Origin of the sequence: Mycobacterium sp. 20KCMC460, from assembly GCF_022179425.1 — a bacterium.
GTDB lineage: Bacteria > Actinomycetota > Actinomycetes > Mycobacteriales > Mycobacteriaceae > Mycobacterium > Mycobacterium kiyosense.
Genome location: NZ_AP025524.1, coordinates 754,870 through 767,368 on the forward strand (window position 1 = coordinate 754,870; position 12,499 = coordinate 767,368).

The 12,499-nt window shown below is 68.6% G+C and carries 11 protein-coding genes and 1 pseudogene; 8 read left to right on the forward strand and 4 right to left on the reverse strand.

Annotated features, from left to right (window positions below):
• Nucleotides 1-88 precede the first annotated feature (88 nt).
• Entirely contained in the window at nucleotides 89-1,225 is a 1,137-nt protein-coding gene (locus MKCMC460_RS03565; protein WP_236980097.1) for a dihydrodipicolinate reductase, read from the forward strand.
• On the opposite strand, the gene MKCMC460_RS03570 is transcribed toward MKCMC460_RS03565, so the two are convergent.
• Both MKCMC460_RS03570 and MKCMC460_RS03575 read right to left on the reverse strand, forming a co-directional pair.
• Nucleotides 1,222-2,643 carry an alpha/beta hydrolase domain-containing protein gene (locus MKCMC460_RS03570; protein WP_236980099.1) on the reverse strand — a complete coding sequence of 474 codons (1,422 nt, stop codon included), beginning with the start codon at nucleotides 2,641-2,643 and terminating at the stop codon, nucleotides 1,222-1,224. The two genes, MKCMC460_RS03565 and MKCMC460_RS03570, sit on opposite strands and share 4 nt — an antisense overlap.
• A pseudogene (locus MKCMC460_RS03575) lies at nucleotides 2,640-3,762 on the reverse strand (sigma-70 family RNA polymerase sigma factor). Before MKCMC460_RS03575 ends, MKCMC460_RS03570 begins: the two are co-directional and overlap by 4 nt.
• Between MKCMC460_RS03575 and MKCMC460_RS03580 the strand changes: the two are divergent.
• Genes MKCMC460_RS03580 through MKCMC460_RS03595 form a run of 4 tightly spaced genes read left to right on the forward strand, consistent with a single transcriptional unit; the run spans nucleotide 3,710 to nucleotide 7,953 of the window.
• Entirely contained in the window at nucleotides 3,710-4,549 is an 840-nt protein-coding gene (locus MKCMC460_RS03580; protein WP_236980101.1) for an alpha/beta hydrolase, read from the forward strand. The pseudogene MKCMC460_RS03575 and the gene MKCMC460_RS03580 overlap by 53 nt on opposite strands.
• Before the next feature lie 34 nt (nucleotides 4,550-4,583).
• The gene (locus tag MKCMC460_RS03585; RefSeq protein ID WP_236980103.1) at nucleotides 4,584-5,333 is read left to right on the forward strand and encodes a DUF2786 domain-containing protein; all 750 of its coding nucleotides are present in this window, start codon (nucleotides 4,584-4,586) and stop codon (nucleotides 5,331-5,333) included.
• Nucleotides 5,330-5,848 (forward strand): TIGR04338 family metallohydrolase, encoded by a 519-nt coding sequence (locus tag MKCMC460_RS03590; RefSeq protein ID WP_370653066.1) that lies wholly within the window; start codon nucleotides 5,330-5,332, stop codon nucleotides 5,846-5,848. Before MKCMC460_RS03585 ends, MKCMC460_RS03590 begins: the two co-directional genes overlap by 4 nt.
• Nucleotides 5,845-7,953: a glycoside hydrolase family 3 protein gene (locus MKCMC460_RS03595; RefSeq protein WP_236980105.1), complete on the forward strand. Its 2,109-nt coding sequence runs from the start codon at nucleotides 5,845-5,847 to the stop codon at nucleotides 7,951-7,953. Before MKCMC460_RS03590 ends, MKCMC460_RS03595 begins: the two co-directional genes overlap by 4 nt.
• A gap of 35 nt (nucleotides 7,954-7,988) precedes the next feature.
• Here the strand turns inward: MKCMC460_RS03595 and MKCMC460_RS03600 are convergent, their stop codons facing one another.
• Nucleotides 7,989-8,135, reverse strand: coding sequence for a metallothionein (locus MKCMC460_RS03600; protein ID WP_236980107.1), 147 nt, complete (start codon nucleotides 8,133-8,135; stop codon nucleotides 7,989-7,991).
• Between the two features lie 202 nt (nucleotides 8,136-8,337).
• Here MKCMC460_RS03600 and MKCMC460_RS03605 point away from each other — a divergent pair, with 202 nt between their 5' ends.
• On the forward strand, nucleotides 8,338-8,994 hold the full coding sequence (locus MKCMC460_RS03605) for an O-methyltransferase (RefSeq protein ID WP_236980109.1): 657 nt from the start codon (nucleotides 8,338-8,340) through the stop codon (nucleotides 8,992-8,994).
• A 6-nt stretch (nucleotides 8,995-9,000) separates the two neighbouring features.
• Here the strand turns inward: MKCMC460_RS03605 and ilvD are convergent, their stop codons facing one another.
• A complete protein-coding gene (gene ilvD, locus MKCMC460_RS03610) occupies nucleotides 9,001-10,707 on the reverse strand; it encodes a dihydroxy-acid dehydratase (protein ID WP_236980111.1) in 1,707 nt (568 codons plus the stop codon).
• A gap of 85 nt (nucleotides 10,708-10,792) precedes the next feature.
• On the opposite strand from ilvD, the gene MKCMC460_RS03615 reads away from it, so the two are divergent.
• Entirely contained in the window at nucleotides 10,793-11,083 is a 291-nt protein-coding gene (locus MKCMC460_RS03615) for a metal-sensitive transcriptional regulator (RefSeq protein WP_236980112.1), read from the forward strand.
• Nucleotides 11,084-11,214: 131 nt separating this feature from the next.
• A complete protein-coding gene (locus MKCMC460_RS03620; RefSeq protein WP_238305313.1) occupies nucleotides 11,215-12,468 on the forward strand; it encodes an MFS transporter in 1,254 nt (417 codons plus the stop codon).
• Nucleotides 12,469-12,499: the final 31 nt, after the last annotated feature.

Consider the following 12,499-nt stretch of genomic DNA (forward strand, 5'->3'; position numbering starts at 1 on the left):
GGCGACTTGGCGGTTGACGCCCTCACGGATCACTCCCTACCATCCGACCAAAATATAGATATAGCTGTCCTAATATTAGGAGATAATGATGCTGAAGGTGGGGGTGTGGGGCCCGGGGTCGATGGGTGTGATCGCACTGCGCGGAGTCATCGACCATCCGCAACTGCAACTGGTCGACCTGGTGGTGCACAGCGACGCCAAGGCCGGCCGCGACGCGGGCGAGCTCTGCGGGATCGGGCCGGTCGGGGTGGTGGCCACCCAGGACCCCGCTGGGCTGCTGGCCGGCGACGCCGACGTGGTGGTGTATGCGGCGGCGGCCAACCTGCGGCCGCTGGAAGCTGTGCAGGACATGGTGTCGATTCTGCGGGCGGGCAAGAACGTGGTGTCGTGTTCGGTGGTGCCGTTGGTATATCCGGACGCGCCGGATCTCGACGCGCTCACCGAACCGTTGCGGCAGGCGGCGCTGGACGGTGGGGTGTCGTTTCTCACCACAGGGATCGACTCGGGATTCGCCAATGATGTGCTGCCGCTGGTCCTTTCGGGAGTATCGCGGGTCATCGAATCGGTTCGGGTGACCGAGATGTTCAATTACGCAACCTATCCGGACCGCGAGGCGGTGTATGAGATCCTCGGATTCGGCAAGCCGCCAGAGGTCACGCCGTTCGCCGCTACCCCGGGGATCTTCACCTTCGGCTGGGGACCGGTGCTTCACCAGCTGGCGGCCGGGCTCGACGTCAAGATCGACCGCGTGGAGGAGAACGTCGAACGGGTGCCCGCGCCCGAGTCCTTCGACACGCCTACCGGCCACATCGCCGGCGGCACCATCGCGGCGATGCGCTCGACGCTGACCGGATTCGTTGGACAGAAGCCCACTTTCGTACTCGACCACGTGACGCGGATGCGCGACGACATCGCACCGGACTGGCCGCAGCCCCACATCAGCATCGAGCCGAAGGACCTCGGCTACGGCGCGGCATCCGGGCGCGGTCTGTACCGCGTCGAGATCGAGGGTTCACCGAGTATGCGGTGCGAGTTCGAGATGGCCGACGACCACGACCACGATCTGGGCGCTCGGATGGCCGGTGCGTCACGGATGGTGAATGCGATTCCCGCGGTGTGCGCGGCGCGGCCCGGTCTGCTGTCGGCGCTGGACCTGCCGTTGGTCACCGGCGCGGGTCTGGTGCGTTCGGTGTCCGGGCCGTCGCCGGACAGCAGGCTGTTCTAGCCGCGCGGGTAGGTCGCGGCGGCGAGCTGCAGGATCTCGTCGCGGTCGGCGGTGAGGATGAAGCCGGCATCGATCGCGGAGTCGAGTGCGGCGGTGAAACTGCCGAGGTACTCGTCGACGCCGCCGGGGTAGAGCCGGCTCAGGGTGGCCTCGTCGAAGTATTCGCCGGAGCCGAAGATGGCGGCCATGATGTTCTCGCCTGTCTCGCCTGTCTCGCCCGTCTCGGCTGCGCCGGTGGTCCGGGCGACCGGGACATCGACCCAGGGGGTCCGCACCCCGCCCACGGCGATGCCGTTGACATCCAAAACCGGTTCCGGACTGGCGGTTTCGCGCAATTCCAGCGGGGGGCCGGTGGGCGGTGCCGTGCCATCACGGACCCAGCTGTGCAGTGCGGCGAGGGCGGCCTGCACCACGTAGTGGTGCTGCGGTCCGAAGTTGATGTGGTGGTCGAGTTGCTGGCCCATCAGGTTGCTGGTAGGCGCGTAGGCGGCGGCCAGGTCCTCGATCGGAGCGAAACCGGAGTCGATCGGTGCGACCTGGATGGTGTAGTTGTCGGCGTGTGCGGCGCCGGCGATCTCCCAGACCCGCAGCAGATCGTGGTCGGGTTGCCGGGCAGCGTGGTAGCCCAGCAGCTGGGCTCCGAACAGGTCGGTCTCGGTGATGATCGTGAGCAGCGGGACCCGCAGGTCCGGGCTGAACTTGACGGCTTGCGCGGTGCCGGATTCCAGCACCTCGAAGATGGAGCCGCCGTCCAGCGGGGCGGCCGGCCCGAACCGGGAATGCACCAGGAAACCGTCGAAGACCTGCGCCAGCGGGTCGACGGCGTTGATGTAGCTGGTGAGGAACATAGCCGACTGGGATTCACCCAGGGCCACAACATGTTCGGCGCTCAGCCCGCCCAGGATGCCGCCGTCTCGGACAAGCTGGCCGGCCTGGGAGAAGATGTCGTAGGCAAACGCGTCGCCGGGATGACTCAGCTCGCCATACCGATTCGGATTCTGACTCTTCAAGGACATGTCGATGCCGAGCAGGCTCATGCCACCGTCGACACCGACCTTCTGCACCGAAACCATGACGTAGGCGTAGCCGGCGCGCAGCACCTCCCGGTGCGCCATCATCCATACCGCCGGGGCGTCGATGCCGCCGCTGACATTGAGCCATTCGACCAGTGCGGTGCCGTTGAACCTCGTCTGGTCGGTGGGGGTCAGCACCACCACCCGGGTAGTGTATTCGCCTGTCGCCGATGGGTTTACATGCCAACGCCCGTCGGGTCCCAGGTCGCCCTGGGGGCGGTAGGACGAGGCCGTTGCCGACATGAAGAACTCGTTCGCGACATAGCCGACGTCGCCGATGTCGAAGGCGCCCAACAGAAGCAGTGGTTTTCCCGGCACCGGTACCGCGGTGGGTGAAGTCGTCACAACGACTCCGGTAGTCCGAATTTGGCGAACAGCGAACCGTCGAGAAACGCCACCACGTGCGATACCCCGGCGGGCCGGACGTCGAGCACGTGCAGCTGGAACGGCACGTGCCGGTCGCCCATCCGCATGTACATGGCAGCGGCCGGTTGGCCGTTGGCGACCAGCGGGATCATCCGCATGTCGCCGGGCAGCTCGGCGGGGCACTGCTGGTGGATCAGGGTGATGATGTCCCGCGCCCCGCGATACCAGCCGGTGTAGGGCGGCATCTCCCAGATCGCCTCGGCGGTGAACAGCTCCACCAGCCGGTCGATGTCGTAGGCCTCGAACGCGGCGATGTAGCGGGCCAGCATGTCCTGCGCCTCGGCCGAGTCGGGTGCGGACAACCGGTCGTCGCTGCTGGGCCCGACCGTTTCCAGCTGGGAGCGGGCGCGTTGCAGCAGGCTGTTCACCGCGGCGGTGGTGGTGCCGATCGCCTCGGCGACCTCGGCCGCCTTCCACTGCAGCACGTCGCGCAGCAGCAACACCGCGCGCTGCCGCGGCGAGAGGTGCTGTAACGCGGCGACGAACGCCAACCGCACCGACTCCCGGGAGCCGACGATGTCCGAGGGGTCGGATGGGTCGTCCGATTTGCCGGGCAGGGGCTCCAGCCAGGGCACCTCGGCGCGCTCGACCAGCTCGGCCGTCGGGTCCGCGCTGTCGGTGCCCAGTCCCGTCGGCAGCGGCCGGCGTTGCCGACCTTCCAGCGCGGTCAGACAGGTGTTGGTGGCGATCCGGTGCAGCCAGGTGCGCACCGAGGACTTGCCCTCGAACCGGTCGTAGGACTTCCAGGCCCGCAGCAGCGTCTCCTGCACCAGGTCCTCGGCGTCGTGCAGCGAACCGGTCATCCGGTAGCAGTGCGCGAGCAGTTCGCGCCGGTACGGCTCGGCGTGGGTGGCGAAGTCGCCGCCCGGCTTGCCGAGCCGCTCGTTCCGCATGTTTTCAGTGACGACACTCACTCGTCTGAGGTTACGCAGAGCCGCCGACACACGCCGAGTGGCGTTACCGGCGAGCCCGTAAGCTGCACTCGATGACTACCACCCGCACGGAGAGAACATTCGACGGTCTCGGTGGCGCGCGCATCGTCTACGACGTGTGGACACCGGACGTCGCGCCGCGTGCGGTGGTGGTGCTGGCGCACGGCCTCGGCGAGCACGCCCGCCGCTACGACCATGTGGCCCAGCGGTTCGGTGAGGCCGGGCTGGTCACCTACGCGCTGGATCACCGGGGCCACGGCCGCTCGGGCGGCAAGCGGGTGGTGGTGCGCGACATCACCGAATTCACCGCCGACTTCGACACCCTGGTCGGCATCGCCACCCGCGAGCATCCCGGCCTGAAACGCATTGTCCTCGGGCACAGCATGGGCGGCGGGATCGTGTTCGCCTACGGCGTGGAACGGCCGGACAACTACGATTTGATGGTGCTGTCGGGGCCCGCGGTGGCGGCCCAGGACGTGGTGAACCCGGTGGTCGCGTTCGTGGCCAAGGCGCTGGGCGCCCTGGTGCCCGGGCTGCCGGTGCAGGAACTCGACGTCAGCGGCATCTCCCGCGACCCCGCGGTGGTGGCGGCCTACCAGAGCGACCCGCTGGTGTACCACGGCCGGGTGCCGTTCGGGATCGGCCGGGCGTTGCTGCAGGTTGGCGAGACGATGCCGCAGCGGGCGCCGGCGATGACGGCTCCGCTGCTGGTGGTGCATGGCACCGACGACCGGCTGATCCCGATCGCCGGCAGCCGCCGCCTGGCCGAGTGCGTGGGTTCGGCCGACGTCGAGCTCAAGGAGTATCCCGGGCTTTATCACGAGGTATTCAACGAACCCGAGCAGGACCAGGTGCTGCGCGACGTGATCTCATGGATCAACCTGCGCATATGACCGGATTGTCGGACCCCGTGACTAGCTTGGCGTCATGACCGACGACAAGATGCTGTCCCGTATCGCGGCCCTGCTGCGCCAGGCGGAGGGTACCGACAACACCCACGAAGCCGACGCGTTCCTCAGTGCCGCACAGCGGTTGGCGACGGCCGCGTCCATCGACCTGGCGGTGGCGCGTTCGCATTCCTCCAACCGATCCGCCGCGCAGGCTCCCACCCAGCGCATCATCACCATCGGCAACGCGGGCACCCGCGGATTACGCACCTACGTACAGCTTTTCGTGCTCATCGCCGCGGCGAACGACGTGCGCTGCGACATCGCGTCGAACTCGACGTTCCTGTACGCCTACGGGTTCGGCGAGGACATCGACGCCACGCATGCCCTCTACGCCAGCCTGGTGGTGCAGATGGTCCGGGCCTCCGACGCCTACCTGGCCACCGGCGCGCACCGGCCCACGCCGACCATCACCGCCCGGCTCAACTTCCAGCTGGCCTTCGGCGCACGGGTTGGGCAGCGGCTCGCGGAGGCCCGCGAGCAGGCTCGCCAGGAAGTCAGTAAGGACCGGGCCCGTGCGCCGGGAACCGCAATTGCCTTGCGGGACAAGGAACTCGAGTTGCGCGACTTCTACCGCAGCACGTCCAAGGCCCGCGGTAGCTGGCAGGCCAACCGGGCCAGTGCCGGATATTCGTCGGCGGCCCGGCGAGCGGGCGACCGGGCCGGTCGGCGGGCGCGGCTGGGCAACAGTCCCGAGTTACCCGGGGCGCGGACCGCGCTGGGCAGTTGAGTTCGCCGGCGCGTGCGGGTGTGCCGCGGGATGCCCAGCGCGCCAAAGTATATGCGGCCGAAGGGTTTGTCCGGACGATCTTCGATCGGGCCGCCGAGCACGGCTCACCCAGTCTGGAGTTCTTCGGCACGCAGTTGACGCTGCCCCCCGAGGGGCGATTCGCGTCGGTGGAGTCGGTGCAACGCTACGTCGACGGCGTGCTGGCGTTCCCCGCGGTGCGCGAACGGTGGCCCGCCGTGTCGCCGCTGCGGGTCCGGGCACGCCGTGCGGCTACCGCCGCGCACTACGAAAACCGGGACGGCACCGGCGTAATCGCCGTACCGGACCGGGCTACCGCCGACTGGGCGATGCGGGAGTTGGTGGTGCTGCACGAGATTGCGCACCACCTGTGCCAGGAGCCGCCGCCGCACGGTCCGGCGTTCGTGGCGACGATGTGCGAGTTGGCAGAGTCGGTGATGGGGCCCGAAGCCGGTCACGTGCTGCGGGTGGTTTACGCCAAAGAGGGGGTGCGGTGAGCGAATCGGCAGATCCCGACCTGCGGGCCGGCGAGGTCGAAGCGCAGCTGACCGACGACGAACGCTTCGCGATGCTGGTCGGGGTGATGGGGGCCGGCGACATGTGGCCGCTGCACGACGAGCGCATCCCCCCCGGCGTCCCGATGAGCGCCGGCTACGTGCCCGGGGTCGAGCGGCTCGGGGTGCCGGCGCTGCGGATGAGCGACGCCGGATTGGGCGTGACCAACCCCGGCTTCCGCCCGGGCGACACCGCTACGGCGCTGCCGGCCGGACTGGCCCTGGCGTCCAGTTTCAACCCGGCGCTGGCCCGCGCTGCGGGGTCGGTGATCGGCGCCGAGGCGCGCAGCCGCGGATTCAACGTCCAGCTGGCCGGTTCGATGAACCTGGCCCGGGACCCGCGCTGCGGCCGTAACTTCGAATACCTTTCCGAGGACCCGCTTTTGAGTGGTGTGCTGGCCGCCGAGCAGGTCCTCGGTATCCAGCAGCACGGCGTCATCTCGACGGTCAAGCACTTCTCGCTGAACTGCAACGAGACCAACCGGCACTGGCTGGACGCGGTGATCGACCCCGACGCACACCGCGAATCGGATCTGCTGGCTTTCCAGATTGCGATCGAGCGGGGCCGGCCCGGCGCGGTGATGGCCGCCTACAACAAAGTCAACGGTGCCTACTGCGCGGCCAGCAGTGTGCTGCTCGACGAGGTGCTGAAAACCGCCTGGGGGTATCGCGGCTGGGTGATGTCGGACTGGGGTGGCACGCCGAGTTGGGAGTGCGCGCTGGCCGGCCTCGACCAGGAGTGCGGCGCCCAGATCGACGCCTTGCTCTGGCAGGCCGAGACATTCGGCGCCCCGCTGCGCGCCGCGTACGCCGACGGCCGGCTGAGCAGAGACCGGCTGGCGGACATGGTGCGGCGGATCCTGCGCTCGATGTTCGCCGTCGGGATCGACCGGTGGGTCGACGTACCTGAGCCAAATACCAACATGCACAGCGACATTGCCGCCGATATCGCCAGGCAGGGCATCGTGTTGCTGCAGAACCAGGGTGTGCTGCCGCTGCGAGCGGACGCCCGGATCGCCGTCATCGGCGGGTATGCGCATCGTGGTGTGCCGGCCGGGTACGGGTCCAGCACCGTGCTGCCGCCGGGTGGCTATGCCGAGGTGATCCCGATCGGTGGGGCGGGGCTGGAGGCCGGGATGCGGAACCTGTACCTGACGCCGTCGAGCCCGCTCGACGCATTGCGCAAAGTGCTGCCACAGGCGCAGATCGAATTCGACCCCGGCATCAGCCCGGCCGAGGCGGTACCGGTGGCGCGCCGGGCCGACATCGCGATCGTGTTCGCGGTGCGCGCCGAAGGGGAGGGCTTCGACGGCGCCGACCTGTCGCTGCCGTGGGGGCAGGACGCGCTGATCGCCGCGGTGGCCGGCGCCAACCCGAACACGGTAGTGGTGCTACAGACGGGCAACCCGGTCGCGATGCCCTGGCGGGAAGCGGTAAGCGCCGTCGTCCAAGCGTGGTATCCGGGGCAGCAGGGCGGTCAGGCCATCGCGGAAGTACTTGCCGGGCAAGTGAATCCGTCGGGTCGGCTGCCGATCACCTTTCCGGCCGACCTGGACCAGACGCCGCGGCCGCGTTTGCCCGATGCCCCGCCCGGTGCGCCGACGACGATCGACTATTCCGAGGGCGCCGACGTCGGCTACCGCTGGTTCGCGCGTACCGGGCAGGCTCCGCTGTTCGCGTTCGGCCATGGCCTGTCCTACACAAGTTTCGAGTATCGCGAGCTGGACGTCGCCGGCGGCGACACGGTGACCGCCGCGGTCACCGTGGTCAACACCGGGCGGTGCGCCGGAGCCGACGTGCCGCAGCTGTACCTGACCGGCACGCCGGAGGAAAAGTGTCTGCGGCTGCTGGGATTCGCCAGAGTGGAACTCGAACCCGGTCAATCGCGCCGGGTGAGCATCGAATCCGATCCGCGATTGCTGGCCCGCTACCGCCAGGGAAGTTGGCGGATCGCGCCGGGCCGGCACGCGGTGGCCGTCGGCGCGTCGGCGGTGGACCTGAAACTCTCCGCCGAGGTCGAGTTGACCGGGCGTGCGTTCGGGCACTGAGGGGCACGGCCGAACGCACGCCCGGCAAGTTGGGATTACTTGACGGGGACCAGCGCTTCGCCGCAGGTGCAGCGGTACGGCTCGGTGGCACCGGAGCAGTGGCAGGGGACCTCGACCCGGACGCGACAGCCGCAGCCCTCGTGGCCGCAGGTCAGCTCGGTTCCAGCTTCGTGAGTTGTCATTGCATTTCACCTCATCTTCGGGACACAAATCGGAGTGGTAACCTCCGCCTCCGCAGCATATACCCCATAGGGGTACCCGGTAAAGCAATCGAGGCGGATGAGCGGGGATCCGGCCGATCCGGCCCCAAGATGTCAGGCGGAATTTCGCCGTCGTCTTGCGTCGCTAAATTGTCAAGATCGGCGATTTGGTTAGCGTTGACTTATGCCTGAAGAAGCGACCCCACAAGCCGTCGACGCGTTCCTGGACACCACGCTGATCGGTCTGGACCCCGTGCTGGCCGCGGCGGTCGAGGCCAGTGACGCCGCCGGACTGCCGCACATCGCGGTGTCGGCGCAGCAGGGCAAATTTCTGTGTCTGCTGGCCTCGGCCATGGGAGCGCACCGCATTCTCGAACTCGGCACGCTGGGCGGGTACAGCACCATCTGGCTGGCGCGCGGCGCCGGGCCCGAGGGGCGCGTGGTGACGCTGGAATACGACTCACACCGCGCCGAGGTCGCCCGCGCCAACATCGAGCGGGCCGGGCTGGGTGACCGGGTACGGGTGGTGGCGGGCGCCGCGCTGGACACCTTGCCGACGATCACCGACGGCCCGTTCGATCTGGTGTTCATCGACGCTGACAAAGAAAACAACGCCACCTACCTGGAGTGGGCGATCAAGCTCGGGCGCCCCGGCACGGTGATCGTGGTGGACAACGTCATTCGGGGCGGGCACGTGCTGACCGAATCCGACGACGCCCGCGTCGCCGCGACCCGCGGGACGCTGCAGGCGATGGGCGAGCATCCACGGTTGGACGCCGCGGCGCTGCAGACCGTCGGCAGCAAGGGCTGGGACGGGTTCGCGGTGGCGTTGGTGCGCTGAGGAAGCTCAGCCGCAGACAGCGCCACCCGCCGCCGAGCCGACCAGCTTGACGTACTTGGCGAGCACACCGGTTTTGTAACGCGGCGGCGGCGGAGTGAAACCTGTTTGGCGTGCGGCGAATTCGTCGGGATCGGCCAGCACGTCCAGCGTCTGGTTGGCCACGTCGAGCCGGATCCGGTCGCCGTCGCGAAGGAATGCGACCGGCCCCGCGTCGACGGCCTCGGGGGCGATGTGCCCGACGCACAAACCGGTCGTCCCGCCGGAGAACCGCCCGTCGGTCAGCAACAGCACGTCCTTGCCCAGCCCGGCGCCCTTGATCGCGCCGGTGATGGCGAGCATCTCGCGCATCCCTGGCCCGCCCTTGGGGCCTTCGTAACGGATCACCACCGCGTCACCCTTGGTGATGGTGCCGTCCTCGAGCGCGTCCAGCGCGGCCCGCTCGCCGTCGAAAACCCTTGCGGTGCCTTCGAACACATCGGAGTCGAAGCCGGCCGACTTGACCACCGCGCCCTCCGGTGCCAGCGATCCGTGCAGGATGGTGATGCCGCCGGTGGGGTGGATCGGATTGCTCAGCGCGCGCAGCACCTTGCCGTCCGGGTCGGGTGGGGCGATGTCGGCCAGATTCTCCGCGACCGTCCTGCCGGTCACCGTCAGGCAGTCGCCGTGCAGCAGGCCCGCGTCCAGCAGCGCCTTCATCATGACCGGCACCCCGCCGATGTGATCGACATGCGACATCACGTGCCGGCCGAACGGTTTGACGTCGGCCAGGTGCGGCACCTTCGACCCGATCCGGCTGAAGTCCGCCAGCGACAGCTCGACTTCGGCCTCATGCGCAATGGCCAGTAGGTGCAGCACCGCGTTGGTGGAGCCGCCGAACGCCATCACCACCGCGATCGCGTTCTCGAACGCCTCCTTGGTCATGACGTCGCGGGCGGTGATGCCGCGGCGCAGCAGTTCGACGACGGCCTGCCCGCTACGCCGGGCGAACCCGTCCCGACGTCGGTCGGTCGCCGGCGGCGCCGCGCTGCCCGGCAGCGACATACCCAGCGCCTCGGCCGCGCTGGCCATCGTGTTGGCGGTGTACATGCCGCCGCAGGCGCCCTCACCGGGGCAGATGGCGCGTTCGATGGCGTCGACGTCGGCGCGGCTCATCAAACCGCGCGCGCAGGCGCCGACCGCCTCGAAAGCGTCGATGATGGTGACCTCGCGCTCGCTGCCGTCGGACAGTTTGGCCACCCCCGGCAGGATCGAGCCCGCGTAGAGGAACACCGACGCCAGATCCAGCCGGGCGGCCGCCATCAGCATGCCGGGCAGCGACTTGTCGCAGCCGGCCAGCAGCACTGAACCGTCCAGGCGCTCGGCCTGCATCACCGTCTCGACGCTGTCGGCGATCACCTCGCGCGAGACCAGCGAGAAGTGCATGCCCTCGTGACCCATCGAGATGCCGTCGGAGACCGAGATCGTGCCGAACTCCAGCGGGTAGCCGCCGGCCTGGAACACACCCTCCTTGACCGCCTGGGCCAGCCGGTCCAGCGACAGGTTGCACGGCGTGATCTCGTTCCACGACGACGCCACCCCGATCTGCGGCTTGGCGAAGTCTTCGTCGACCATGCCTACGGCGCGCAGCATGCCACGAGCGGCGGCCTTCTCCAGACCGTCGGTGACGTCGCGACTGCGGGGTTTGATGTCGGCTTGATCAGCGGTTGAGGGCATTGTGCAAGTATGCGGTGCACCGTGATCGGTGCCAAAATCGTTTTCGTGCCGTAAGTGATACCCCGACGGGGTATAAAATGGCCGGATGACAGCGCCACATGGATACGCGCAGGAGAAGGACAACTACGCCAAGCGACTGCGGCGTATCGAAGGCCAGGTGCGTGGCATCGCGCGGATGATCGACGAGGACAAGTACTGCATCGACGTCCTCACCCAGATCAGCGCCGTCAACAGCGCCCTGCGGTCGGTGGCGTTGAACCTGCTCGACGAGCACCTGACCCACTGCGTCACCCGTGCCGTGGCCGAAGGCGGACCGGACGCCGACGGCAAGCTCGCCGAAGCCTCCGCGGCCATTGCGAGACTCGTTCGTTCCTGATCTGTGCGGGCGTGTTGAACCGCAATGTCGGCTGATGCCGCTACCTGGTTGCGTACCGTGAGGGCAGCGAATTCGTGCCCTCGAGCTACCGCAGCACCAGGCCGATTGCGTGCCCCACACTTATGACTGCCATGACTGCCGAACCCGGAACCGCCGCCGCACGAACGTGGACGCCACGGATCGCGGTGCAGCTGACGGTGCTGGCGGCGGCCGCTTTCATCTACGTCACCGCCGAGTTGCTCCCGGTCGGCGCGCTGTCGGCGATGGCCAAGAACCTGCACGTCACCGTGGTGTGGGTGGGGACGTTGCTGTCGTGGTACGCGTTCGTCGCCGCCCTGACCACGGTTCCGCTGGTGCGCTGGACCGCGCACTGGCCGCGGCGGCGGGCATTGCTGCTGAGCCTGGTCTGCCTGACCGTCTCGCAACTCGTCTCGGCGCTGGCGCCCAATTTCGCGGTGCTGGCCGCCGGCCGGGTGCTGTGCGCGATCACCCACGGCCTGCTGTGGTCGGTGATCGCCCCGATCGCCACCCGCCTGGTGCCGGCCAGCCACGCCGGACGCGCCACCATGTCGATCTACATCGGGACGAGCCTGGCCCTGGTGATCGGCAGCCCGCTCACCGCAGCCCTGAGCCTGATGTGGGGGTGGCGGCTGGCCGCCGTCTGCATCACCGTCGCGGCCGCCGTCGTCACCGTGGCGGTCCGGCTGGTGCTGCCCGAGATGATGCTGACCGACGACCAGCTGCAATACGTGGGCCCGCGGTCGACGCACCACCGCAATCGGGGGCTGATCATCGTCAGCCTGATCACCATGGTCGGCGTCACCGGGCATTTCGTGTCCTACACCTACATCGTGGAGGTCATCAAGCAGGTGGTCGGCGTGCGCGGACCCAACGTGGCGTGGGTGCTGGCCGCGTACGGCATCGCCGGGGTGCTGGCGGTGGGGATGGTGGCACGGCCGCTGGACCGCCGCCCCAAGGGCGCCATCATCTTCTGCATGGCGGGGCTGACGACGGCCTGTGCCCTGCTCAGCGTGCTGGCGTACGGGTGGCGCGGCTCGGCGCTGACGGTGCTGATGCTCGGGGTGGCGGCGATCGTGTTGTGGGGTGCGACGGCCACCGCGGTGTCGCCGATGCTGCAGGCCGCGGCCATGCGCGCCGGCGCCGACGACCCCGACGGCGCCTCCGGCCTGTACGTGACGGCCTTCCAGGTGGGCATCATGGCCGGTTCGCTGGCGGGCGGCCTGCTGTACGAGCGCAGCGTGGCGATGATGCTCACCGCGTCGGCGGGGTTGATGGGAATCGCGTTGCTGGCGATGACCGTGATTCGGCGGGTGATCGAACCCCCTGCCGAAGACTCCGCGGAGGCAACTTCACAGGACGGCTAACGCCGCAGCTCAGCACCCTGAACCGGGACTC